Origin of the sequence: Kutzneria buriramensis, assembly GCF_003387475.1 — a bacterium.
GTDB classification, from domain to species: Bacteria; Actinomycetota; Actinomycetes; order Mycobacteriales; family Pseudonocardiaceae; genus Kutzneria; species Kutzneria buriramensis.
In genome coordinates this window covers 12,150-35,248 of the sequence record NZ_QUNO01000030.1, presented here as the reverse complement: position 1 = coordinate 35,248, position 23,099 = coordinate 12,150, and the positions used below count along the sequence as shown (strand labels likewise).

Genomic DNA, 23,099 nt, shown 5'->3' with positions numbered 1-23,099 from the left:
AGGTGGGAGCAGCAACGGCGGCTCCGGCTGGGCATACTCGGGGCATGTGGATGGTCTACGGCGCCAACGGCTATACCGGTCGGCTCATCGCGCGGCTCGCCGCCGGCCGCGGCGAGCGTCCCGTGCTCGCCGGCCGCTCGGCCGAGAAGCTGGAGCCGCTCGCCCGTGAGCTGGGGCTGGAGCACCGGGTCGTCGGCCTGGACGACCAGGACCGGCTGTGCGAGGCCCTCGGCGACGTCGACGCCGTCGTGCACGCCGCCGGCCCGTTCTCGCAGACCTCCGAGCCGATGGTCGACGCCTGTCTGGCCACCAAGACCCACTACGTCGACATCACCGGCGAGATCGACGTCTTCGAACGGATCTTCGCCCGCGACGGCGAGGCTCGTCGCGCCGGTGTCGTGCTGCTGCCGGGAGCCGGCTTCGACGTCGTGCCCACCGACGGCGTCGCCGCCCGGCTGGCCCGGGAGCTCCCCGACGCCGTCGAACTGGAGCTGGCGTTCCTCGCCGGCGGCGGCATGAGCCCCGGCACCATGAAGACCACCGTCGAGGGCATCACCACCGGCGGCCGCGCGCGGATCGACGGCGAGCTGGTCACCGTGCCGGTCGGGCACCGCAGCCGCACCGTCGAGTTCGCCTCACGTCCGCGGCGGGTCGGCTCCGTGCCGTGGGGCGATCTGAGCACCGCCTTTCGTTCCACCGGCATTCCCACCATCACCACCTACACGGTCGTGCCGGAGTTCGCCGCCACCGCGCAGAGCCTGCTCGCGCCGTTGATGCGGGCCGCCGTCGCGCAAGAGGTGACCAAGCGGGTCATCGGCCTGCTGCCCGGGCCCAGCTCGCGGACCCGCGACGGCAGCACGTGCGAGGTGTGGGGCCTGGTCCGCAACGCCGCCGGCCGGGAGCTGTCGATGACCCTGACCGGCCCGAACCCGTACCAGCTGACCGCCGACTCCGCGGTCCGCGCCACGGTGCGGCTCATCGCCGGCGAGGCCGAGCCGGGCTCGCACACCCCGTCGACGGCCCTGGGCCCCGACTTCGTCGCCACCCTCGACGACGTGCACCTGTCACCGATCGCATAGTCCGCTCAGGTCGCGAGGCCGCCGCCGGTGCCTGGACCGCGGGCACTTTTCGATCACGTCTTTCCAGTGATCGAAAAATGCCAAGGGAAGGCACCGGCCTCGTGGGCGGCCGAGCCCGCGCGGAAAATTACCGCGCCAGCAGCGAACTGGCCTCCTGGGCGGCGGTGCCGGCCTTGAGCAAATGCTCCAGGTTCGCCGGCAGCTCCTCGCCCCGCTTGTGCACGGCCTGCGCGTACAGCCGCCCGGCCCGGTACGAGGACCGCACCAGCGGCCCGGCCATCACGCCGGAGAAGCCCATCTTCTCGGCGTCGGCGGAGTGGGCGACGAACTCCTCCGGCTTGACCCACCGCTCGATCGGGTGGTGCCGCACGCTGGGCCGCAGGTACTGGGTGATCGTCACGATCTCGCAGCCGGCCTCGTGCAGGTCGCGCAGCGCCTCGGTGACCTCCTCGGGGGTCTCGCCCATGCCGAGGATCAGGTTGGACTTGGTGACCAGCCCGGCCGCCCGGGCCTCGGTGATCACCTGTAGCGACCGCTCGTAGCGGAACGCCGGCCGGATCCGCTTGAAGATGCGCGGCACGGTCTCCAGGTTGTGCGCGAGCACCTCGGGCCGCGACGAGAAGACCTCGGCCAGCTGGTCGGGGTCGGCGTTGAAGTCGGGGATCAGCAGCTCGACGCCGGTCCCCGGGTTCATGGCGTGGATCTGGCGCACGGTCTCGGCGTACAGCCAGGCCCCGCCGTCGGGCAGGTCGTCGCGGGCGACCCCGGTGACGGTGGAGTAGCGCAGGCCCATGGCCTGCACGGACTCGGCGACCCGGCGCGGCTCCTCGCGGTCGAACTCGGCGGGCTTGCCGGTGTCGATCTGGCAGAAGTCGCAGCGCCGGGTGCACTGGTCGCCGCCGATGAGGAAGGTCGCCTCGCGGTCTTCCCAGCACTCGTAGATGTTGGGACAGCCGGCTTCCTCGCATACCGTGTGCAGGCCCTCGCGGCGGACCAGCCCCTTGAGCTCCTGGTACTCGGGGCCCATCCGGGCCTTCGTCTTGATCCAGGACGGCTTCTTCTCGATGGGGGTCTGGCTGTTGCGCACCTCAAGGCGCAGCAACTTCCGACCCTCGGGGAGCACCTCTGTCACACGCTCACCTTACGCTTCCGGCCGTAGTGGCCGGGGTCACGCGGCGGCCGGCACCCGGCCCCTGAGCAGCGCCGCGAAGGCGCCGCCCACGCGCTCGAGCACCTCGTTCGGCTCGGTGAACTCGGCCAGCCCGGCGGCCAGCGCCAGCATGCGGTGCTCGCGGGCGGTGGCATCTGCCAGCACGCCGCCAGAGTTCTCGTCCAGGATCCGGCGCAGGGCGGGGTTCTCGGCGACGGCCCGGCGCCACGCGGCGGACACGGCGTCCACCCGGTCGCCCTCGGTGTCCGGCCGATCGATCTCCGACAGGGCCAGCCCGATGCGGGCGGTCAGCTGCTGCGTCCACTTGTGGTCCAGGGCCAGCAGGAGCTCGTCGGTGTCGGCGAACACGGCGGCCGCGTCGGGGACCTGGGTGAAGGTCTCCCCGATGGCGCCGGGGTGGGCCAGTACGGCGTCGATGACGTCCCGGCGACGGTAGTAGTCGTTCCAACTCATCGTCGTACCTCCGGTCTTCGGCATACTCGCGGTATGTCCGACACGTCGACCATACCATGGGTACGTACCGACGGTATGGCCGATAGAGTTGTGAGCGTGGCGACAGTGCGGTCGAGACGGCTCGAATACTCGGAATCCACCAGGGACGCCCTGGTGGACAGCGCCGTGGAGCTGTTCACCAAACGGGGATACGCGGGCACCTCGCTGGACGAGGTGGCCAAGCGGGCTCGCGTCACCAAGGGCGCGCTGTATCACCACTTCAGCGGCAAGCAGGCGCTGTTCGAGGCGGCCTTCGACACCGTCGAGACCAAGGCGATGCGCCGCCTCGGCGAGATCGTGAGCGGTCCCGGCCACCCGTGGGAGACGGCCATGGCCGGCCTGCGCGCGTACGTGCGGGTCTGCCTCGACCCGGCGTTCCAGCGCATCGTGGTGCACGAGGGCCCGGTGGTGATGGGCTGGGCCCGCTGGCGCGAGGCCGAGGAGCACTTCAGCTACGGCATGATCCGCGAGTCCGTCGCGGCGCTGGTGTCCTCCGGCGAGATCGAGGACGTGCCGGTCGAGGTGATGTCCCGGCTGCTGTACGGCGCGCTGTCGGCGGGCGCCAGCCTCATCGCCGGCGCCGCCGACCCGCGCAAGGCCAGCGAGGAGGTGGCCTGGTCGATCACGAGGGTGGTCAGCGGACTGCGCCGACCGGTAGCAGCAGGTGCTGACGCGCCGGCGGAACCGGGCGATCGATCGGCTTCGCGGCGTCGTCGCCGCTAGCCAGCACCGCGGCCAACAGGGCGCCGGCCGCCGCGTTCGAGCGCTCCGGGTGCGCCAGCATCAGCTCCCACGCCGGCGTCTCGCCCTGCAACTCCACGAACCGCACGCCGGTCCGGCCGCGGGCGGTGGTCCGCGGCAGCACCGCGACCGCCAGCCCGGCGGCGACCACGTCCAGCATGGTCTGCACGTCGTCGGCGTGGAACGCGACCTTGCCGCCGAACTCGTTGCCGCTGCCGGGGAACTCCACCAGCGTCTCGGCCCGCAGTTCGCCCAGGCCCACGGAGTTGCGCTGGGCGAACCGGTGCTCCGGCCCGCAGGCCACCACCGGCCGCTCCGGCCGTATCGGCGTGACGGTGAGGCCGTCGCCACCCAGAGTCCCGTTGGCCAGTGCGGACCCGGCCAGCCGGTTCGCCGGCATCAGCAGCAGGGCCAGGTCCAGCCTCCCATCCCGGACCTGGTCGAGCAGCCGCGCCGAGTGGTCGTGGCAGATGACCACCTCCACGTCCGGGTGGGCCCGGTGGAACCGGGCCAGCGCGGCCATCAGGTGCCCGTGGTCGACGGCCCGGGCCAGCCCGACGCTGACCCGGCCGCGCAGGCCGCCCTGCACGGCGGCGACGGCCTCGCGGGCGGCGGTCACCGTGCTCAGCGCCCGGCGCGCCTCCACGAGCAGCGCCCGGCCGGCGTCGGTCAGCCGGACCTGGCGCTTGTCCCGGACGAACAGCTGGGCGCCCAGCTCCCGCTCGAGCGTCTGGATCGAGGCGGACAGGCTGGACTGGGCGATGTGCAGTCGGCGGGCCGCCCTGGTGAAGTGGCATTCCTCCGCTACGGCGACGAAATGCGACAACTGGCGCAACTCCATGCTGATCACCTGGTTCTCGGCGGTATTTGGCGGGCAACAGCACGCGGCGTCACCGATGACCATAGATCCGTGACGGGGGTGTCAGGCAATGACTGATGGATTCATTAGTGCCGAACGGCTCCACTGGCGCGGGGTGGCTAGGTTGTGCTCGTGGACTTTCGGATCTTCACCGAACCCCAGCAGGGGGCCAGTTACGAGGACCTGCTCCGGGTGGCCAAGGCCGCCGAGGACGCCGGTTACGACGCCTTTTTCCGTTCCGACCATTATCTGAGGATGGGTGACGCGGACGGGCTGCCCGGCCCGACCGACGCCTGGATCACGCTGGCCGGCCTGGCCCGCGAGACGTCCCGGCTGCGGCTGGGCACCCTGATGACGGCGATCACCTTCCGTCACCCCGGTCCGCTGGCGATCTCGGTCGCGCAGGTCGACCAGATGTCCGGCGGCCGCGTGGAGCTGGGCATCGGCAGCGGCTGGTTCGAGGCCGAGCACCGGGCCTACGGCATCCCGTTCCCGGGGCTGGGCGAGCGCTTCGACCAGTACGAGGAGCAGGTCGCGATCATCGCCGGGCTGTGGGGCACGCCGGTGGGCGAGACGTACTCGTTCGCCGGCAAGCACTACCAGCTCACCGACTCGCCGGCGCTGCCCAAGCCGGCGCAGAGCCCGCGCCCGCCGATCCTGATCGGCGGCGGCGGGGCCAGGCGCACGCCCCGGCTGGCCGCGAAGTTCGCCGACGAGTTCAACATCCCGTTCGCGCCGATCGACAAGGCGAAGGAGATCTTCGCCGGCGTCGACGCGGCCTGCCGGGCCATCGGCCGCGACCCGTCGACCATGATCCGGTCGGTCGCGCAGCCGGTGGTCGTCGGCCGCGACGACGCCGAGGTCGCCCGCCGGGCGGCGAACATCGGCCGGGACGTGACCGAGCTGAAGCAGAACGGCTTCGCCGGCACGCCGGCCGAGGTGCTGGACCGCATCGGCGCCTGGCACGAGGCGACCGGCGTGCGGCGGGTCTACCTCCAGCTGCTGGACCTGTCCGACCTGGACCACGTGGACCTCTTCGCGGCCGAGGTCGCCGCCAAGTGGACAAGCTGACGGTCCTGCTGCTGCACGGCCTGGGCGGCGACCGCCGTGGCCTGCGGGAACTGGCCGACGCGCTCGACGGAGTCGAGGTCGTCGTGCCGGACCTGCCGGGCTACGGCGCGTCGCCGCCGCTGGCCGTGCCGCACACGTTGGAGAACTACGCCGCCGAGATCGAGCGGCTGCGGCTGTCGCTGGGGCTGGAGCGGTTCGTGCTGGCCGGGCACTCGCTGGGGGCGTCGATCTCGCTGGTCTACGCCGCCCGCTACGGGTCCGCGCTGGACGGCCTGGTGCTGCTCAACCCCGTCTCGGAGGCCACCGGTCTCACGGCGTGGCTGGGCAAGCTGTACTACCGGATCGGCTCGTGGCTGCCGCCGCGGGCGGCCCGGTTCTGGCTGTGCAGCAAGCCGGCGGTGTACCTCGCCGACGCCTTCGTCATCGTCACCAAGGACAGGGCGCGGCGGCGGTGGATCCTCGACATGGACTACGAGAACTACCGCAACGCCAGCGTGCCGGCGATGGTCGAGGCCTTCCTCAGCTACTTCGACACCAAGTTCGGCGAGTTGGCGGCGTCCATCACCGTGCCCACCCTCGTCGTCACCGGCACCCGCGACGGCATAGCCCCCGTCGACGCGGTGACAACCTTGGCGGCGTGCGTCCCCGACTCGGAGCTGGTGATCGAACCCGGCGCCGGCCACCTCTTCCCGGCCGAGGACCCGACCAGGGCGGCGGAGTTGCTCGCCGCTTTCCTTCCGCGAGTCGCGCTGACGGACACACCGAATGTAGATCTCGGGCAGGTCTGACTCAGGACGACAGCGAGAACGTCACTCCCGGAGCGGTCGGCTGGCTGCGCTCGATGTCCCGCTTGCTCACTGGCAGCGTGCCCTCGATCGCGGCCAGCACGGCCGCCTCGACCAGCGGCTGCACCTCGGCGACGGTGACGTTCCGGCCCAGCTCGGCCGACAGCGAGGTGACGCCGGCGTCGCGGATGCCGCACGGGATGATCTTCGAGAAGGCGTCCAGGTCGGCATTGCAGTTGATCTCCAGGCCGTGCATGGTGACGCCGCGCTGCACGCGGATGCCGATCGCCGCGATCTTGCGCTCGGGGCGGTCGCCGTCGGCGGCCAGCCACACGCCGCTGCGGCCCTCGACCCGGCCGGTGGCCAGGCCGAACGCGTCGCACACGTGGATCAGGGCCTGCTCGATGCGGCGCACGTAGTCGACCACGTCCACCGGGTCGGACAGCTTGACGACCGGGTAGCCCACCAGCTGGCCGGGCCCGTGCCAGGTGATCTTGCCGCCGCGGTCCACGTCGATCACCGGCGTGCCGTCCTGCGGCCGGTCGGCCGGCTCGGTGCGCTTGCCGGCGGTGTAGACCGACGGGTGCTCCAGCAGCAGCAGCGTGTCCGGGCCCTCGCCGTCGGCGCGGGCTTCCAGCACGCGGCGCTGGAGCTCCCAGGCCTCGAGGTAGTCGATGGTGCCCAGGGACCGGACCTGCACGGGATCGCCGCCGGCACGGCAGGAGGAACTCGTCACGAAAAGACCTTACGCCCGCGTGCCGACGACGTCCGCGAGCGCTGGGGCCAGGCTCTCGTGTTGGAACTCGAAGCCGTGGTCCAGCAGCGCCTTCGGGGTCACGCGCTGGCCGATCAGCACGCCCTCGTCGGCGAACTCGCCCAGCACCAGCCGGAGCGCGAAACCCGGCACCGTCCACGGCGTCGGGCGGCCCAGCGCCTCGCCCATCTGCCGGGTCAGCTCGGCGTTGGTCAGCTGCTCCGGCGCGCACAGGTTGACCGGACCGGCGATGTCGTCGTGCTCCAGCACGAACCGGATCGCCGCCAGCTCGTCGTCCATGGAGATCCACGGCCAGTACTGGCGGCCGTCGCCCAACTTGCCGCCGAGCATGAACGTGACCAGCGGCTTGAGCTTGCCCAGCAGGCCGCCAGACTCGGCGAGCACCAGGCCGGTGCGCAGCAGCACCACCCGCGCGCCGCCGTCGCGGGCCGGCCGCGTCGCCGATTCCCACTCGTGCACCAGGTCCGCGAGGAAGCCCTGGCCCTTCGGCCCCGACTCGTCGACGGCCTGGTCGCCGGTGTCGCCGTAGAAGCCGACCGCGGAGGCGTTCACCAGCACCGGGATCTTGTGCTCGGCGACCGCCGCCGCCAGCACCTCCGTCGGCTCGATCCGGGAGTCCAGCAGCGCCTGCTTGCGGGCCTGGCTCCAGCGCTTGTCGCCGATGCCCGCGCCGCACAGGTTCAGCACCGCGTCCACGCCGTCCAGCGTGCCGTCCTGGATGCGGCCCGCCGGCGGGTCCCAGCTGCGCTCGTCGCGAGCCGCCGCCGGCCGTCGCACCAGGCGCAGCACCTCGTGCCCGGCGTGCCGGAGCACCGGCAGCAGTGCGGAACCGATCAAGCCGGACGACCCGGCCACCACGATGCGCATGTCCCGATCGTCCCCCGCGCACCCGCGGCCCGCAGCACCGGGGGTCCCCCGAATGCAGGGAAGGACGCCTTACCCGCGCTCAACGCGGGTAAGGCGTCCTTCCCTGCATCAAAAAGGAGGTGCTCAGAGACCGAGGTCGGCCTCGAAGGCGCCTTCCTCCAGGCGGTGCTTGATCGTCGTGAGGAAGCGGGCCGCGTCCGCGCCGTCCACCAGGCGGTGGTCGTAGGACAGGGCCAGGTACACCATCGACCGGATGGCGATGGTGTCGCCGCCGGCCTCGTCGGCCACGACGACCGGGCGCTTCACGACGGCGCCGGTGCCGAGCATGCCGACCTGCGGCTGGTTCAGGATCGGCGTGTCGAACAGGGCGCCGCGGCTGCCGGTGTTGGTCAGCGTGAAGGTGCCGCCCGACAGCTCGTCCGGCTTGATCTTGTTGTTGCGGGTGCGCTCGGCCAGGTCGGCGATCTTGCGGGCGATCCCGGCGATGTTGAGGTCGCCGGCGTTGTGGATCACCGGCACCATCAGGCCGCGCGGCGCGTCCACGGCGATGCCCAGGTGCTCGGCACCGTGGTAGGTGACCTCCATCGTCTCGTCGTTGATGGAGGCGTTGACCTGCGGGTGCTGCTTGAGCGCCTCGACGGCGGCCTTGGCGAAGAACGGCAGGAAGGACAGCTTCACGCCCTCGCGCGCCTCGAAGCCGCGCTTGGCCCGGTCCCGCAGCCGCGCGATCCGGGTGATGTCGACCTCGATCACGGTGGTGAGCTGCGCGGAGATCTGGAGCGACTCCACCATGCGCCGGGCGATGGTCTGCCGGATCCGCGGCATCTTCTGCGTGGTGCCGCGCAGGGCCTGGGCCTCGGGCGACGGCGCGGCAGAGGCGGCGGCCGGTGCGGCCGCGGCCGGGGCCGCGGGGGCGGCCGGCGCCGGGGCGGGGGCCTTCTTGGCCTCCACGGCGGCCAGCACGTCCTGCTTGCGGATCCGGCCACCGACGCCGGTGCCCTTGAGCGCGTTCAGGTCGATGCCGTTCTCCGACGCCAGCTTGCGCACCAGCGGCGTCACGTACGGCGCGCCGTTGGTGTCGTCCGACGACTGCGCCGGCGCCGGGGCAGCGGCGGCCGGCGCCGGAGCCGCGGGAGCCGCCGGGGCGGCGGCAACCGGAGCGGGAGCCGGCGCGGGCGCGGGAGCAGCCGGGGCCGGAGCCGGGGCGGCCGGCGCGGGGGCCGGGGCAGCGGCCGGGGCCGGGGCCGACGCGCCGTCGCCGATGACGGCCAGCTTGCCGCCGACCTCGACGGTGGCGTCCTCGCCGGCGGAGATCTCCAGCAGCGTGCCGGCGACCGGCGACGGGATCTCGGTGTCGACCTTGTCGGTGGACACCTCCAGCAGCGGCTCGTCCACGTCCACGTGGTCGCCGACCTGCTTGAGCCAGCGGGTGACGGTGCCCTCGGTGACGCTCTCGCCGAGCGCCGGCATGGTGATCTCGGTGCCCTGGGCCGGACCGGCCGACGGGGCCGGAGCCGCGGCCGGAGCCTCGGCGACCGGAGCCGGCGCGGCGGGCGCCTCGGCGACGGGGGCGGGAGCGGCCGGGGCCTCGGCGGCCGGAGCCGGGGCGGCCGGCGCGGGGGCCGACGCGCCGTCGCCGATGACGGCGAGCTCGGCGCCGACCTCGACGGTCTCGTCCTCCTTGACGACGATGCGCTGAAGCACACCGGCGGCCGGCGACGGGATCTCGGTGTCGACCTTGTCGGTGGAGACCTCCAGCAAGGGCTCGTCGACCTCGACCCGCTCACCCTCGTTCTTGAGCCAGCGGGTGACGGTGCCCTCCGTGACACTCTCACCGAGTGCCGGCATCTGGACGGAGAAGGCCATGGGTTAGTGACTCCTCGTGCTCGTTGCTCGCGTGGCTGACTGGGTGCGCACGGGTCAGCCGTGCACGTGCAGCGGCTTGCCGGCCAGGGCGAGGAACGCCTCGCCGAGGGCTTCTGTCTGGGTGGGGTGCGCGTGGATCAGCGGGGCGACGTCCTCGGGGAACGCCTCCCAGTTGTAGACCAGTTGGGCCTCGCCGATCAGCTCGCCGACGCGCTCGCCGACGAGGGTGATGCCGACGACCGGGCCGTCCGGCGCCTTGACCAGCTTCACGCCGCCGCTGGTCTTGAGGATCTGGCTCTTGCCGTTGCCGGCCAGGCTGTACAGGTAGGTGGTGGCGGAGCCGTACTTCTCCTTGGCCGCGGCCTCGGTCAGGCCGACCGAGGCGACCTCGGGGTTGCAGTAGGTCACGCGCGGGATGCCGGCCTCGTCGATGACCCGCGGGTTCTGGCCGGCGATGTCCTCGGCCACGAAGATGCCCTGCTGGAAGCCGCGGTGCGCGAGCTGGAGGCCGGGCACGATGTCGCCGACGGCGTACACGCCGGGCAGGTTGGTGCGCAGCCGCTCGTCGGTGAGGACGAAGCCGCGCTCCATCGTCACGCCGGCCTCCTCGTAGCCGTGGCCGGCGGTGTTGGGGCCGCGGCCGACGGCGACCAGCAGCAGGTCGGCGTCGAGCACGTCGCCGTTCTCCAGGCTGACCGACACGCCGGACTCGTTCTGGGTGGCGCCGGTGAACTTCACGCCGGTCTTGAACTTGATGCCGCGCTTGCGGAAGGCGCGTTCCAGCTGCTTGGAGGCCCACTCGTCCTCGGCCGGCACCAGCCGCGGCAGCGCCTCGACGATGGTCACGTCGGCCCCGAAGGAGCTCCACACGCTGGCGAACTCGACGCCGATGACGCCGCCGCCGAGCACGACGACCTTCTCCGGGATCCAGTCCATGTTCAGGGCCTGGTCGCTGGTGATGATCCGGCCGCTGATCTCCAGGCCGGGCAGGCTGCGGGCGTACGAGCCGGTGGCCAGCACCACGTTCTTGCCGATGTAGCGGTCGTCGCCGACGACGACGGTGTTGGGCCCCTGGAAGGTGCCGGCGCCCTCGACGAGGGTGACCTTGTTGGCCTTGACCAGGCCCTGCAGCCCCTTGTACAGGCCGCTGATCACGCCGTCCTTGTACGAGTTGACGCCGGCCATGTCGATGCCCTCGAGCGAGCTCTTCACGCCGAACTTGTCGCCCTCGCGGGCGGCGTCGGCGACCTCCGCCGCGTGCAGCAGCGCCTTGGTCGGGATGCAGCCGCGGTGCAGGCAGGTGCCGCCCAGCTTGTCCTTCTCGACCAGTACGACGGACAGGCCGAGCTCGGCCGCGCGGAAGGCGCAGGCGTAGCCGCCCGAGCCGCCGCCCAGGATCACAAGGTCGGCGGAGGTGTCGGTCACGGGATCTCCTCGACTGGCAACAGTGGCAATTCGTGGTCTGTGGGTCCGCGCGCGTGTACGCGCGCGTCAACTAGGCCATCTTGTCACTTAGCGGTCCCGGCTGCCCTGACCGGGGGAGGGATCGAGGGGGTTTCACACTCTTCGACGGCCACGGCTGGCACGATTGAGGCAGACGTGCGATACGGGAGGAGGCGCCGGTGGGCTTGTTCGACAGATTTCGCAAGCGCGGGCGTCCTGGCGTGACCCGGGGTTCGACCTCGCGCGACACCTCCCACCTGGAGTCCTGGGCCGCGTCGCACCGGGGAGTGGAGGCGTTCGTCGAGCCGCGGACCACGGTGACGGAAACCACTGTGGTGTTGGTCGCTCACGACGGCGAGTGGACCCGTCGGCGCATCGGCGACGAGCAGGCGGCGTTCCGCCTCGGCCACAAGCTGGGCATCCCCGTGTACGAGATCGCCAAGGTCGGCTACCCGAAGCGGATGCGTGAGTACACCGCCCGCCAGCGGGCGCAGTCGCGCCGTCAGTCGACGGACTGAACGGTCCCGGGCTCGATCGTCACCGGAAAGTTCACCGAGTTGGCGATGAAGCACAGGTGATGCGCCCGATCGTGCAGTTCGGTCAGCTTCTCGCGGCCACTGTGGACGGTCACCTCCGGCCGTAGGGTCACGCCGGTGAACCGGCCGCCGCCGTCCTCGACCATCGTGCCGACGGCGCGGTCGCGATAGGACGTGACGACGATGCCGGCGTTCGCGGCCAGGTGCAGGAACCAGAGCATGTGGCACTGGGACAGCGAGGCCACCAGCAGCTCCTCCGGGTTGTACCGGTCGCGGTCGCCGCGGAAGGCCGGGTCGGCCGAGCCGGGGATCGGCGTCTTGCCGCCGGCCGTCACCTCGTGGGCCCGGGTGTACTCCCGGTAGCTCGTCGTCGCCCCGGTCCAGCCGACTTCCACCTCGTACCCGTGTTCTCGCATACGTCTTGTATACAGGCAACGGGCGCGGCTCGGGGGCGTCACCGGAAATGTGAGCGAATTGCCGACGCTGTCCGCCGTCCGGATCGAGGCGGAAAGGGTGGTGCTGCGGGGGTCGTGCGAGGCCGATCGGGATCGGCTCATCGAGCTGCGGACCGATCCCGAGGTCGGCGCGTACATCGGCGGTCCGAGCGAGCGGGCGGCCGTCGAGAAGCGCATCGACGAGGTCGGCATGGCCAACCTGACCAAGGCGCCGGGCCTGTTCGCCATCGCCGACAAGGCCACCGACGTCTTCCTCGGCACGATGCAGCTCATGCGGACCGCCGCCGACGAGCCCGGTCATCTCACCGAGGGCGCCGAAGAGCTGGAGCTGGGCTACCTGCTGCACCGCGACGCCTGGGGCGCCGGATTCGCCTTCGAGGCCGCCACCGCCGTCCTGCGGGCCGCCGCGGCCGAGCTGCCCGACCAGCCCGTCATCCTGCGGACCCAGACCGCCAACACGCGTTCGCTGCGCCTGGCCGCCCGCCTGGGCTTCCGGCCGGTCCGGACCTACGAGGCGTACGACGCCGAGCAGACCCTCTCCGCCGCCGACCTGCACTCGTTCAAGGCCTCAACGCTGTGAAAGGACCATTCCTGACCTTGAACGTCAGGAATGGTCCTTTCCGGACACCGAGATGATCAGCCGTTGGCGGCGATGTCGGCCAGGACGGCGGCGATGGTGCGGACCGGGACGCCGGTGCCGCCCTTGGTGGTGTAGCCGAACGGGCCGCCGGTGTTGTAGGCCGGGCCGGCGACGTCGATGTGCGCCCACGGCAGGCCGTCCGGCACGAACTCCTTCAGGAACAGGCCCGCGGCGAGCATGCCGCCCCAGCGGTGGCCGGTGACGTTGGCCAGGTCGGCCAGCCGCGAGTCGAGGTCGGAGCGCAGTTCCTCGGGCAGCGGCATGGCCCACGCGCCCTCGCCGACGGCGTTGCCCAGCTCGGCGACCCGGTCCCGGAACTCCTCGGTGCCCATCACGCCGGCGGTGCGCTTGCCCAGCGCCACGACGGCCGCGCCGGTCAGGGTGGCGGTGTCGATCAGGTAGTCCGGGTTGTCCTCGCAGGCCCGCACGATGGCGTCGGCCAGGATCAGCCGGCCCTCGGCGTCGGTGTTGAGCACCTCGACGGTCTTGCCGCCGTACTGGGTGAGCACGTCGCCGGGGCGGTAGGCGTCGCCGGAGGGCATGTTCTCGGCCATCGGCACGGTCGCGACGACCTCGAGCGGGTACTTGAGCTTGGCCGCCAGCACGACGCTGGCCACCATCGCCGCGGCGCCGCCCATGTCGGAGGTCATCTCGTCCATGCCGGCCGCCGGCTTGATGGAGATGCCGCCGGTGTCGAAGGTGATGCCCTTGCCGACCAGCGCGACCTTCTTGCGCGCCTTCGGGCCCTTGTACGACAGGCGAACCAGCCGCGGCTGGCGGGCGGAGCCGCCGCCGACGCCGAGGATGCCGCCGTAGCCGCCCTTGCGCAGCGCCTTCTCGTCGAGCACCTCGACGGTGATGCCGTTGGCCTCGGCCAGCTCGACCGCCCGCTCCGCGAAGCTGGCCGGGAACAGGTCGTTCGGCGGCGTGTTCACCAGGTCGCGGGTGATGATCACGGACTCGGCGATGGCGGTGTGCGCCTTGAGGGCGGCCTTGTGCTCCTTGGCGGCGCCCTCGGCCGGGGACACGAACTCGACCTTGGCCAGCGTGGACTCGCTCGCCTCGGACTTGTACCGGGTGAAGGTGTACGAGCCGAGCAGCGTGCCCTCGACGGCCGCGCCCAGGTCCACGGCGGACAGCGTGCTCGCCGCCTTCTTCGCCTTGCCCAGGGCACGTGCGGCGGCGCCGGCCGCGCGGCGGACCTGCTCGCCGGTCGGCTCGGGCTTGCCCAGGCCGACCGCCACCAGCAGCGGGGCCGCCAGCTTGCCGCCGGTGGGGGCCTTCACGACCTCCTCGGCCTTGCCGGTCGCGCCCAGCACGGCGAGCGTCTTCAGCAGCTCGCCGTCGAAGGCCGCGGCGACGGCGTCCGACCCGGGGGCCAGCTCCAGGCCGTCGGGCCCCTGGACTGTGCCGACGACGACCACGTCCACGGCCAGGGCGACCAGGTCGCTGTCGGTCAGTGCTAGCTTCGGCGCGGTCACATTTGGCTCCTCGACTGCTGCTGCATGAACATCTTGGTAAACCGATGCTAACTACCGCCCCGTGAGCGTCATTCGACAGGTGGCTGCCGATCACGGGGCGCATCTGAGAAGGTGGGGAGCGTGACCCGCACGCTGCGTCGACAGCTGCCGGCAGCCGACGCAGTGTTGCTCGGTGTCGGCGGCATGCTAGGGGCCGGCGTGTTCGCGGTGTTCACCCCCGCGTCCTCCGTGGCCGGCACGTATGCGCTGGTGGGCGTCGTGCTGGCGTCCCTCCTCGCGGCGTGCAGCGCCTTCTCCACGGCGGATCAGGCCCGTGCTTTCCCCGGCGACGGTGCCGGCTACATGTACACGACGCGGCTGCTCGGCGCCTGGCCCGGCCGGATGGCCGGCAGCGCGTCCGTCGCCGGCCGCTTCGCCGCCGCGGCCGCCATCGCCGGCACCTTCGGCGCGTACGTCACGCCGGCGCGGCCGCTGCTCGGCGCGCTGGGCGTGCTGGCCGTCGCCGCCGCGCTGGACGTGGTCGGTTTTCGGCTCAACCCCAAGCTGAACCGGGTCGTGGTGGCGGTTGTCGTCGCGGTGCTGGCGATCGTCGTGGCGGCCTGTTTCGCCGTGCCGCCGCCGGTGATCACCAACGCCCCGGACGCCGACCAGCCGCTGGGGCTGCTCACGTCCACTGGCATCCTGGTCTTCGCGTACCTCGGCTTCGAGCGGATCACCGCCCCCGGCCACGGCGGCGCCACCTTCACCGCCCGCCGCCTGCACCTGGCGATCCCGGTGGCGCTGGTGGGCGTGCTCGGCGTCTACCTCGCCGTCGGCACGGCCGTGTTCCGGCAGCTGGGGCCGACCCGCCTGTCGCTGTCGCCGACGCCGCTGCTGGACGCCGTGATCTCCGCCGGGGGCCAGCCGATCGTGCCGCTGATCGCGGCCGGCGCCGCCGTGGCGGCCGTCGCCGGGCTGCTGACGGTGCTGGGTGACGCCCGGCGCACGGTGGTCGCCATTGCCAAGGACAAGAACCTGCCCGCGGTGTTCGGCGTGGACCGGGTGGCCGGCTGGGCCGGCGGTGCGGTGATCGCGGTGCTGGTGCTGACCCTGGACGTCTCGACGGCGATCACCTTCGCCGCCTGCGCGATGTTGGCGTACTACGCGTTCACCAACGCCTCGGCGCGGATCCTGCTCAGGGAGGACCGCACGTGGCCGATGCGGACCGCCTGCTTCGGGCTCGGGCTGTCGGTGCTGTACGGCATGACCATGCCGCCCTTGCTCCTCGGGGCGACGGTCGCCGTCGTTCTGCTCGGTTCTGTCGGTATGTCTCTGTACCGTCGGATGATGTGACGGACGTATCCGCGGTCTGGGCTCCCGGTTCCACTGCGCTGGTGCGGTTTCGGCGTCTCGACGGGACGCTCGGGCAGGTGCATCCGCTGAGCGTGCTGTCCGACGACGGGCGGGCGCTGGTCGGCTGGCTGCCCGCGGACACGCCGATCGTCGGCACCCGGCTGGCCGGCGGCGGGGATCCCCGCGAGGTGCCGCTGGCGGAGCGGTTCACCCGGCCGCGGGAGCGGTTCCCGCACGTCTGGCACACCTCGGCCAACCTGCGGCTGATCGAGGAGGACCGCTGGTCGAGCACCTGGTGGTTCTTCAGCCGGGACTGGGAGTTCCAGGGCTGGTACGTGAACCTGGAGATCCCGATGGGCCGCACCGCGTCCACTGTGGACCGCGTCGACGGCGCGCTGGACGTGTGGATCGAGCCCGACCGGAGCTGGGCGTGGAAGGACGAGGACGAGGCGCAGGAGTGCGTGCGGGTCGGCCGGCTGTCGGTGGAGCAGCTGGGGCTGCTGCGGGCCGAGGGCGAGCGGGTGATCGCGCTGGCCGAGACCGGCCGGTTTCCGTTCGACGGCACGTGGACGGACTTCCGCCCGGACCCGGAGTGGCCGGCCCCGGCGCTGCCCGCGCCGGGCGACTGGTGATCCGCCGGGACCCGAACTGGCCTGCGCCGGTGCTGCCCGCGGCGGGCGACTGGTGACCTGCCGGGATCGGTCCGGCCGGCATCGGCGCTGTCCGTGGCGCGTGACTGGTGATCCGTCCGGACCCGGACTGGCCTGCGCCGGCGCTGCCCGCGGCGGGTGTGGCGGTGATTGGTTGGATGTCCGACATTTGGGACCACGATTTTCTCACCGGCAAGTAGGCGTTAACCTGCTCACATGACGCCAGGCACCCACTTCAGCCATGTCCCGCACCCGGCACCGGCGACCCCGGAGCAGGTAGCGCGGGTACTGGCTTCGCCAGGCTTCGGACAGCACTTCACCGACCACATGGTGACGATTCGCTGGAACCCGGAGCGGGGCTGGCACGACGCGGTCGTGCAGCCCTACCGGCCGCTGGAGCTCGATCCGGCGGCGATGGTGCTGCACTACGGGCAGGCGATCTTCGAGGGGCTCAAGGTCTACCGGCAGCCCGACGGCTCGCTGAAGTCCTTCCGGCCGGAGGCCAACGCGGAGCGGTTCCGCTCCTCGGCGCGCCGGCTGGCCATGCCGGAGCTGCCGGACGAGCTGTTCCTCGGATCGATCGCCGAGCTGCTCAAGGTCGACGGCCGCTGGGTGCCCGAGCAGGACGAGGAGTCGCTGTACCTGCGGCCCTTCATGATCTCCACGGAGAAGGGGCTGGGGGTGCGGCCGGCCAAGGAGTACGTCTACGCGCTGATCGCCTCGCCCGCCGGGTCCTACTTCAGCGGCGGCCTCAAGCCGGTCAGCGTGTGGCTGTGCACCGAGTTCGTGCGGGCCGCGCCCGGCGGCACCGGCGCGGCCAAGTGCGCCGGCAACTACGCCGCGTCGCTGCAGGCCCAGGCCCAGGCGGCCGAGCAGGGCTGCGACCAGGTCGTGTGGCTGGACGCCATGGAGCGGCACTGGGTCGAGGAGATGGGCGGCATGAACCTGTTCTTCGTGTTCGGCTCCGGGGCCGACGCGAAGGTGGTCACGCCGGAGCTGTCCGGCGCGCTGCTGCCCGGCATCACCCGCGACTCCATCCTCAAGGTCGCCGCCGACCTCGGCCACGCGGTCGAGGAGCGCAAGCTGTCCACCGAGGAGTGGGAGAAGAAGGTCGGCACCGGCGAGCTCACCGAGGTCTTCGCCTGCGGCACCGCGGCCGTGATCACGCCGGTCGGCCGGGTCAAGCACGCCGGCGGCGAGTTCCTGGTCAACGGCGGCGAGGCCGGCGAGGTGACCATGAAGCTGCGCCAGGAGCTGACCGCGATCCAGCGCGGCGGCGAGGACGTGCGCGGCTGGATGCGCACCTTCGCGTAACCGATTGCGCGCAGGGAAGGTCGGCTTACCCGCGTGGAGGGCGGGCGAGGCGACCTTCCCTGCTTCCACTTCGATCGATGACGCGCTCCCCACCGCTGAGCCATCGATCAAGGTGAGGATCCGACCCCACAGTGCATGACCCCCGTCCGGCGGTCCCCTCAGCCGTCGGCGCGGTGTGTGCTGGTCACGTTGTTCAACGATAGAGAGCGCGCCCGGGGCATTGCAATACTCTGCATGCCATGTGCATTATATTGCACGTAGGGTCGATTCGGCGGGGGAGCGCAGGGTGAGTGACATCCACGGTGCCGGGTCCGGCGCGGACGAGGTGGAAGAGGGCCTGAATCTCACCCGATCGGCCGTGGGGGAGCGGCTGCGCCACATCCGCGAGCACCACCCCGAGGGACCGCTGACCCGCGCCGAGCTCGCGGAGCGGTCGGGGGTGTCGATGCGCACCATCGCCGCGCTCGAATCCTCCGACGGCGCCAACGTGCAGGTCGACACCCTGATCAAGCTCACCCACAGCCTGGGCATCCGGCGCGTGGCGTACCTGCTGGACGCGGACGTCTTCGAGCAGGTCAACCAGGAGTTGGCGCTGTCCAGGCAGCTGCGGGAGGCCCGGGACGCGGGCGTGGAGGCCGTGCTGCTGCGCAACTCCACCGGCATCTCCGACGACGCCGCCAGCACGCTCAACAACCTGCTCGACGCCATCGTCGGCGCGGCCCGGCAGGCCAAGGGTCGGCTGCGCACGGAGACATCGGAGCCGGGGAGCGGTGAGTCGCCGTGATGGTCGCCCGTTGGAGCCGCCGCGCGGTGCCCGGCTCCCTGCGCCGGCGCTGCCAGAACGAGCTGGAAACCCTGGATCTCCGCGCCGGCGCGGAGATCCAGGACGTCATCGACCACATCGGGCAGCGCCGCGGCCGGCCGGTCCGGCTGGTGCCGTTCGACCTGCCGGTGGCCGCGCCGGAGGGCTTCCTCATCGCCACCCACGACGAGGACTTCATCGTCTTCGAGCGCCGGGCCGTGCCGCTCTACCAGCGCCAGATCGTGCTGCACGAGGTCGCGCACCTGGTGTTCCAGCACGAGACCGAGACGGTGCTGGCCGAGGACGCGATCGCGATGATGATGCCGTCGCTGGACCCGGCGATGGTGCAGCGGGTGCTCGGCCGCGAGCACACCAACAGCGTGGCCGAACAGGAGGCGGAACTGCTCGCCTCGATGATGGGACAGCGGATCAGCCCGTGGACGCCGGACCGCGCGTGGGACGTGGTGCCGGAGGACCGGGAACTGGTGGAGCGGCTGGTGCGCGCCCTGGGGCGCGCCGATCACCCTGGGACGAGATGAACGCCTACCTGTATCCGGCGTGCGCGATCATCGTCGGCATCGTCACGCTGTGGCGGCTGCCGACGCTGTGGACCCGCCGCACCCCGGTGCACGTCGTGCTGTGGCTGGTCTTCGCCGGCACCACCGTGCTGTTCACGCTGTCGTCGCCGACGATCTGGCCCAAGGTCAGCGCCGCGCTGGGCATCACCAACATCTCCGGGCTGATCACGCAGAGCCTGGTGATCGTGCTGGCCGCGCTCCAGCAGGTGCTGGTGCTGCTGTGGGTGCACGACTCGGCGACCGCGTGGCGGAAGCTCCGGTTGCGGCTGCTGGCCTTCGCGGCGGTGCTGGTGGCGATGGCCGTGCTGTTCTTCGACAGCATGTCCAAGGGGGAGAACCCCAACGACTTCGCGCTGGCCAAGGCCGGTCAGTTCCCGTGGTACCTCACGGTGTACGTGCTGTCGTTCTGTGTGGCGCAGGGCAGCACGCTGCGGATCTGCCTCCAGTGCGCCCGGAAGGTCACCGACACCTGGCTGCGCCGCGGCCTTCTGCTGACGGCCACCGGCTGCGGCGCCGACTTCGTGTACGCCGCCGGCCGTCTCGGCGACATCGCGGTCGCCATGTTCGGCTCCTCCGGCGTCGCGTGGGAACCGGTGGTGCAGATCGCCGCCGTGACGAGTGCGATCCTGCGGCCCATCGCGTGGACCATTCCCTCGTGGGGGCACCACCTCACCAACGCTTCCGCCTGGGTCGGCAGGGTCTTCGCCCTGCGTCAGCTGGCGCCCCTGCATGCCCGGATCGTCGCCGTCACGCCCGAGGTCCGGCTGCCCCTGGAGGCCGGCACGCCCGTGGACACCAGGCTGTACCGGATGCTCATCGAGATCCGGGACGGCCAGCGGGCGTTGCAGCCGTGGATGAGCTCGGCCGTCACCGACCAGTGCCGCGCCGCCGGGCTGGCCGACGACGCGGCGGCCGCGGTGATCGAGGCGGCCCAGTTACGCGTGGCGCTGGAAGCCGTCGAATCCGGCGCGCCCAAACGGGAGTCGATCGAGGCCACCACCGTCGCCGCGCCCGGCGACCTCGCCGGCGAGCTCGCGCACCAGCGGGCGGTGGCCAGGGCGTTCCGCCGCTCGCCTATAGTCGACGCCGTGGCGCGGGAAAACCGTTCCGCGGAAAGGGAAATCGCGTGAGCGACCAGCTGTCCATGCCGTTCGACGCCGCGTTCTTCGCCGACCCGTACGACTTCCACCGACGGCTGCGTGAGGCCGGTCCTGTGCATCACCTCGCCACGCCCGACGGCACGCCCGCGTGGATCGTCACGCGCGCCGCCGACGTCGCCGCGCTGTTCGGCGACCCGCGGCTGTCCGTGGACAAGGCCAACTCCCGCACCGGCTACGCCGGCTTCTCGCTGCCGCCGGAGCTCGACGCCAACATGATGAACATGGACGGCGACGACCACCAGCGGCTGCGCCGTATCGTCTCCCGCGCCTTCACCGCCCGCCGGGTCGAGCAGATGGCCGACGACATCCGGGCCGACGCCGAGGAGCTGATCGACCGGTTCGCGCCGATCGACAGTTTGGGGGTCCCGACCGTCGACCTCGTCACCGCGTACACGGCGCCGTTGCCGCTGAAGGTGATCGGCGACCTGATCGGCGTGCCCGTGGCCGACCGCGCTGGCTTCGCCGCCTGGACCGCGGCCATGTTCGCGCCGGCCAGCGCCGGCGACGCCGCCGACGGCATCGCCAACATGCAGAAGTTCCTCGTCGAGCTGGTCGGCGCGCGGCGCTCCGAGCCCGGCGACGACCTGCTGTCCGCGATCATCCAGGCCCGCGACGAGCAGGACCGGATGAGCGAGAACGAGCTGGTGTCGCTGGCCTTCCTGCTGCTGCTCGCCGGCGTCGAGAACACCGGCCACGTCATCGCCGCCGGCGTGCTGTCGCAGCTGGAGAACCCCGGGCAGCCGGTCGACGTCGAGGAGCTGCTCCGGCTCGCCGTGCCGGCCCACTATGCGATCCGCCGGTTCCCCGTGGAGGACATCTCCGTCGGCGGCGTCACCATTCCCGCCGGCGACACCGTGCTGCTCGGCATGGCCTCCGCCAACCGCGATCCGGCGCTGGACCGCCAGCACTTCACCTTCGGCCACGGCGTCCACTACTGCCTGGGCGCCCCCTTGGCCCGTCTGGAGATCCGCCTGGCCCTGGAGGTTCTGTTCGCGCGGCACCCCGACCTGCGCCTAGCCGTGCCGGCGGCGGAGCTGCCGTGGCGAGCATCGTTCCGGTCGCACGCGTTGAAATCCCTCCCGGTGGTCTTGTAACCCCCCGCGAGTCGCGCTCACAAACACACCGAATGTAGGCAGATCCTGATGCGGGGAAGGACGCCTTACCCTCGTTCAACGCAGGTAAGGCGTCCTTCCCTGCGTCAGAACGCGCACACCGTCAGCACGACCGTCGTGGCGAGCTCGCAGGCCGCCCCCAGCACATCGCCGGTGATGCCGCCGAAGCGCTTGCGCACGTGCCGGACCAGCACCAGCACCAGCCCGGTGGCCAGCACCACCGCAACCGGTCCCAGCCAGGGGCGATCCGGCACCGCGAAAACCCCGCCGGCCACGGCGGCGACTGTCCACAACAGAGGGACGATCACGGTCTGGCTGCCGGAAACCAACGCCCCCAGGCCTTCCGGCCTCGCCGCCGGCACCGATCGCAGGCAGCACCAGGTGAACGCGACCCGCCCGACCACCACCGCCAACAGCACCGCCGGCCACGGCTCCACCCCGAAGCCGACGGCCTGAATCCCCAGTCCCACAACGAGAACCACTACAGCGAACGGCCCGGCCCCGCCGGACTTCATGACCTCCAGCGCCCGCTCCGGCGGCCCGTAACAGCCGAGGCCGTCGGCAGTGTCGGCGAGCCCGTCCAGGTGCATGCCGCGGGTCAGCAACGCCAGCAGTGCAACGACAAGCAGCCCGGCCAGCAGTGGCGGAGCGCCAAGCCGCACCACGCCCCACGACACGGCGGCGGCGAGAATCCCCAGCAGCAGGCCGACGACCGGCGCGACGGAGATGGCGCGGGCGGCGACCCGCCGGTCGACGGACGGCGACGGCACGGGCAGCACCGTCAGCCACGACACGGCGAGCCGCAGCCCGTCCACGGTTACGACGGTGTGCTCGCGGTGTCCTCGGACCGCTCGGAAACCCCGGCGTCGCCGAAGGTGGCCATCTCGGTGAGGATGCGCGCGGACATGGTCAGCAGCGGCAGCGCGGCGGCCGCCCCCGACCCCTCGCCCAGCCGCATGCCCAGGTCGATGATCGGCGTCAAACCCAGGTGCCCCAACACGAAACCGTGCGCGGGTTCGACCGACCGGTGCCCGGCGACCCACCAGTGCCGCGCGCCCGGCGCGAGGTCCTCGGCGACCATCGCCGCGGCCCCGACGACCAGGCCGTCCAGCAGCACCGGGGTCTTGCGGACGGCGGCCTGCGCCAGGAATCCGGCCATGGCGGCGAGATCCGCGCCGCCGACCGTGCGCAGCAGGGCCAGCGGATCGCCGGTGACCTTGCGGGCCCGGCGCAGCGCGTCCCGGATCGCGGCGGTCTTGCGCATCCACGCGCTGTCGTCGATGCCGGTGCCGCGCCCCACGACCGCCACCGGCTCCTCGCCGGTCAGCGCGGCCACGATCACCGCCGACGGCGTCGTGTTGCCGATGCCCATGTCGCCGGCGATGAGCAGGTCCGCCCCGCCGTCGACCTCCTCGTCGGCGATGGCCATGCCGGCGGCGACGGCCTGCCGCACCTCGTCCTCGGTGAGGGCGTCCTCGCGGTCGATGGAGCCGGACGACCGCCGCACCTTGAACTTGCCGACCTGCTCGGGGGTGTCGGCGTCGACGGCCATGTCGACAACCCGCACGGTCGCCCCCGACACCCCGGACAGGACGTTGATCGCGGCGCCGCCGGTCATGAAGTTGGCCACCATCTGGCCCGTGACCTCGGGCGGGAACGCGGACACGCCGTGGCGGGCGATGCCGTGGTCGCCGGCGAACACCACCACCCGGGCCCGGGTGAACGGCCGCGGCGGGCACTTGCCCTGGCACGCGGCGATCCACACGCCGAGCTCCTCCAGCCGGCCCAGCGAGCCGGCGGGCTTGGTCAGCCGCTCGTGGCGGGCGGACGCCTCCCGCTGCGCGGCCGGGTCCGGCGGTTCGACGGCGGGGAACTCGATGGTCGTCACCT

24 protein-coding genes are annotated in these 23,099 nt (G+C 71.9%); 13 read left to right on the top strand and 11 right to left on the bottom strand.

Translation table 11 applies throughout. The features are described from left to right. Nucleotides 1-44 precede the first annotated feature (44 nt). Nucleotides 45-1,079, top strand: coding sequence for a saccharopine dehydrogenase family protein (locus BCF44_RS50450; protein ID WP_116181729.1), 1,035 nt, complete (start codon nucleotides 45-47; stop codon nucleotides 1,077-1,079). 127 nt (nucleotides 1,080-1,206) lie between these two features. Here the strand turns inward: BCF44_RS50450 and lipA are convergent, their stop codons facing one another. Continuing rightward, complete coding sequence (gene lipA / locus BCF44_RS50445) at nucleotides 1,207-2,202, bottom strand: lipoyl synthase (protein WP_116181780.1); 996 nt, start codon at nucleotides 2,200-2,202, stop codon at nucleotides 1,207-1,209. Nucleotides 2,203-2,247: 45 nt separating this feature from the next. After that, entirely contained in the window at nucleotides 2,248-2,703 is a 456-nt protein-coding gene (locus tag BCF44_RS50440; protein ID WP_116181728.1) for a hypothetical protein, read from the bottom strand. Between the two features lie 105 nt (nucleotides 2,704-2,808). Here BCF44_RS50440 and BCF44_RS50435 point away from each other — a divergent pair, with 105 nt between their 5' ends. Next, nucleotides 2,809-3,465, top strand: coding sequence for a TetR/AcrR family transcriptional regulator (locus BCF44_RS50435; RefSeq protein ID WP_116181779.1), 657 nt, complete (start codon nucleotides 2,809-2,811; stop codon nucleotides 3,463-3,465). Here BCF44_RS50435 and BCF44_RS50430 read toward each other — a convergent pair. Next, nucleotides 3,377-4,324: a LysR family transcriptional regulator gene (locus BCF44_RS50430; protein ID WP_116181778.1), complete on the bottom strand. Its 948-nt coding sequence runs from the start codon at nucleotides 4,322-4,324 to the stop codon at nucleotides 3,377-3,379. The genes BCF44_RS50435 and BCF44_RS50430 overlap by 89 nt on opposite strands. A gap of 150 nt (nucleotides 4,325-4,474) precedes the next feature. On the opposite strand from BCF44_RS50430, the gene BCF44_RS50425 reads away from it, so the two are divergent. Both BCF44_RS50425 and BCF44_RS50420 read left to right on the top strand, forming a co-directional pair. Then, nucleotides 4,475-5,413 (top strand): LLM class F420-dependent oxidoreductase, encoded by a 939-nt coding sequence (locus BCF44_RS50425; protein WP_116181777.1) that lies wholly within the window; start codon nucleotides 4,475-4,477, stop codon nucleotides 5,411-5,413. Next, the gene (locus BCF44_RS50420; RefSeq protein WP_170218186.1) at nucleotides 5,401-6,201 is read left to right on the top strand and encodes an alpha/beta fold hydrolase; all 801 of its coding nucleotides are present in this window, start codon (nucleotides 5,401-5,403) and stop codon (nucleotides 6,199-6,201) included. The genes BCF44_RS50425 and BCF44_RS50420 overlap by 13 nt, the downstream gene beginning before the upstream one ends. A gap of 1 nt (nucleotide 6,202) precedes the next feature. Here the strand turns inward: BCF44_RS50420 and lipB are convergent, their stop codons facing one another. The 4 genes from lipB to lpdA form a co-directional block, all read right to left on the bottom strand. Next, entirely contained in the window at nucleotides 6,203-6,934 is a 732-nt protein-coding gene (gene lipB / locus BCF44_RS50415) for a lipoyl(octanoyl) transferase LipB (protein ID WP_116181727.1), read from the bottom strand. Nucleotides 6,935-6,943: 9 nt separating this feature from the next. Next, complete coding sequence (locus BCF44_RS50410; protein WP_116181726.1) at nucleotides 6,944-7,840, bottom strand: TIGR01777 family oxidoreductase; 897 nt, start codon at nucleotides 7,838-7,840, stop codon at nucleotides 6,944-6,946. 123 nt (nucleotides 7,841-7,963) lie between these two features. After that, a complete protein-coding gene (sucB, locus tag BCF44_RS50405; RefSeq protein ID WP_116181725.1) occupies nucleotides 7,964-9,706 on the bottom strand; it encodes a 2-oxoglutarate dehydrogenase, E2 component, dihydrolipoamide succinyltransferase in 1,743 nt (580 codons plus the stop codon). 54 nt (nucleotides 9,707-9,760) lie between these two features. Continuing rightward, nucleotides 9,761-11,131: a dihydrolipoyl dehydrogenase gene (gene lpdA, locus BCF44_RS50400; RefSeq protein ID WP_116181724.1), complete on the bottom strand. Its 1,371-nt coding sequence runs from the start codon at nucleotides 11,129-11,131 to the stop codon at nucleotides 9,761-9,763. A gap of 197 nt (nucleotides 11,132-11,328) precedes the next feature. On the opposite strand from lpdA, the gene BCF44_RS50395 reads away from it, so the two are divergent. Next, nucleotides 11,329-11,667: an oxidoreductase gene (locus tag BCF44_RS50395; protein WP_116181723.1), complete on the top strand. Its 339-nt coding sequence runs from the start codon at nucleotides 11,329-11,331 to the stop codon at nucleotides 11,665-11,667. Here the strand turns inward: BCF44_RS50395 and BCF44_RS50390 are convergent. Next, on the bottom strand, nucleotides 11,652-12,101 hold the full coding sequence (locus tag BCF44_RS50390; RefSeq protein ID WP_116181722.1) for an OsmC family protein: 450 nt from the start codon (nucleotides 12,099-12,101) through the stop codon (nucleotides 11,652-11,654). The genes BCF44_RS50395 and BCF44_RS50390 overlap by 16 nt on opposite strands. 49 nt (nucleotides 12,102-12,150) lie before the next feature. Here BCF44_RS50390 and BCF44_RS50385 point away from each other — a divergent pair, with 49 nt between their 5' ends. Continuing rightward, nucleotides 12,151-12,720, top strand: coding sequence for a GNAT family N-acetyltransferase (locus tag BCF44_RS50385; RefSeq protein WP_116181721.1), 570 nt, complete (start codon nucleotides 12,151-12,153; stop codon nucleotides 12,718-12,720). Nucleotides 12,721-12,776: 56 nt separating this feature from the next. Here the strand turns inward: BCF44_RS50385 and BCF44_RS50380 are convergent, their stop codons facing one another. Next, entirely contained in the window at nucleotides 12,777-14,261 is a 1,485-nt protein-coding gene (locus BCF44_RS50380; RefSeq protein ID WP_116181720.1) for a leucyl aminopeptidase, read from the bottom strand. A gap of 120 nt (nucleotides 14,262-14,381) precedes the next feature. Between BCF44_RS50380 and BCF44_RS50370 the strand changes: the two genes are divergently transcribed. From BCF44_RS50370 to BCF44_RS50340, 7 genes are all read left to right on the top strand, one after another. Continuing rightward, on the top strand, nucleotides 14,382-15,593 hold the full coding sequence (locus BCF44_RS50370) for an APC family permease (RefSeq protein WP_170218185.1): 1,212 nt from the start codon (nucleotides 14,382-14,384) through the stop codon (nucleotides 15,591-15,593). Then, a complete protein-coding gene (locus BCF44_RS50365; protein WP_246016276.1) occupies nucleotides 15,590-16,225 on the top strand; it encodes a ribonuclease FAU-1 family protein in 636 nt (211 codons plus the stop codon). The genes BCF44_RS50370 and BCF44_RS50365 overlap by 4 nt, the downstream gene beginning before the upstream one ends. A gap of 234 nt (nucleotides 16,226-16,459) precedes the next feature. After that, nucleotides 16,460-17,557 (top strand): branched-chain amino acid aminotransferase, encoded by a 1,098-nt coding sequence (locus BCF44_RS50360; RefSeq protein ID WP_116181717.1) that lies wholly within the window; start codon nucleotides 16,460-16,462, stop codon nucleotides 17,555-17,557. A 286-nt stretch (nucleotides 17,558-17,843) separates the two neighbouring features. Beyond that, nucleotides 17,844-18,341 carry a helix-turn-helix domain-containing protein gene (locus tag BCF44_RS50355; protein ID WP_170218184.1) on the top strand — a complete coding sequence of 166 codons (498 nt, stop codon included), beginning with the start codon at nucleotides 17,844-17,846 and terminating at the stop codon, nucleotides 18,339-18,341. Next, complete coding sequence (locus BCF44_RS50350; protein WP_147328986.1) at nucleotides 18,338-18,898, top strand: hypothetical protein; 561 nt, start codon at nucleotides 18,338-18,340, stop codon at nucleotides 18,896-18,898. Before BCF44_RS50355 ends, BCF44_RS50350 begins: the two co-directional genes overlap by 4 nt. Next, the gene (locus BCF44_RS50345) at nucleotides 18,895-20,067 is read left to right on the top strand and encodes an MAB_1171c family putative transporter (protein ID WP_116181714.1); all 1,173 of its coding nucleotides are present in this window, start codon (nucleotides 18,895-18,897) and stop codon (nucleotides 20,065-20,067) included. The genes BCF44_RS50350 and BCF44_RS50345 overlap by 4 nt, the downstream gene beginning before the upstream one ends. Then, the gene (locus BCF44_RS50340) at nucleotides 20,064-21,191 is read left to right on the top strand and encodes a cytochrome P450 family protein (RefSeq protein WP_246016275.1); all 1,128 of its coding nucleotides are present in this window, start codon (nucleotides 20,064-20,066) and stop codon (nucleotides 21,189-21,191) included. Before BCF44_RS50345 ends, BCF44_RS50340 begins: the two co-directional genes overlap by 4 nt. A 104-nt stretch (nucleotides 21,192-21,295) precedes the next feature. Here BCF44_RS50340 and BCF44_RS50335 read toward each other — a convergent pair whose 3' ends face one another. Together BCF44_RS50335 and cobT are read right to left on the bottom strand one after the other, a co-directional pair. Continuing rightward, on the bottom strand, nucleotides 21,296-22,024 hold the full coding sequence (locus BCF44_RS50335) for an adenosylcobinamide-GDP ribazoletransferase (protein ID WP_116181713.1): 729 nt from the start codon (nucleotides 22,022-22,024) through the stop codon (nucleotides 21,296-21,298). Nucleotides 22,025-22,026: 2 nt separating this feature from the next. Then, nucleotides 22,027-23,097 carry a nicotinate-nucleotide--dimethylbenzimidazole phosphoribosyltransferase gene (gene cobT / locus BCF44_RS50330; protein WP_116181712.1) on the bottom strand — a complete coding sequence of 357 codons (1,071 nt, stop codon included), beginning with the start codon at nucleotides 23,095-23,097 and terminating at the stop codon, nucleotides 22,027-22,029. Nucleotides 23,098-23,099: the final 2 nt, after the last annotated feature.

Bases quoted from the DNA above. Each gene is read 5' to 3' on its own strand.
- BCF44_RS50440 (WP_116181728.1), bottom strand. From the start codon at position 2,703: ATGAGTTGGAACGACTACTACCGTCGCCGGGACGTCATCGACGCCGTA.
- BCF44_RS50450 (WP_116181729.1), top strand. From the start codon at position 45: ATGTGGATGGTCTACGGCGCCAACGGCTATACCGGTCGGCTCATCGCG.
- BCF44_RS50360 (WP_116181717.1), top strand. From the start codon at position 16,460: ATGACGCCAGGCACCCACTTCAGCCATGTCCCGCACCCGGCACCGGCG.
- sucB (WP_116181725.1), bottom strand. From the start codon at position 9,706: ATGGCCTTCTCCGTCCAGATGCCGGCACTCGGTGAGAGTGTCACGGAG.
- BCF44_RS50390 (WP_116181722.1), bottom strand. From the start codon at position 12,101: ATGCGAGAACACGGGTACGAGGTGGAAGTCGGCTGGACCGGGGCGACG.
- BCF44_RS50345 (WP_116181714.1), top strand. From the start codon at position 18,895: ATGAACGCCTACCTGTATCCGGCGTGCGCGATCATCGTCGGCATCGTC.
- BCF44_RS50430 (WP_116181778.1), bottom strand. From the start codon at position 4,324: ATGGAGTTGCGCCAGTTGTCGCATTTCGTCGCCGTAGCGGAGGAATGC.
- BCF44_RS50410 (WP_116181726.1), bottom strand. From the start codon at position 7,840: ATGCGCATCGTGGTGGCCGGGTCGTCCGGCTTGATCGGTTCCGCACTG.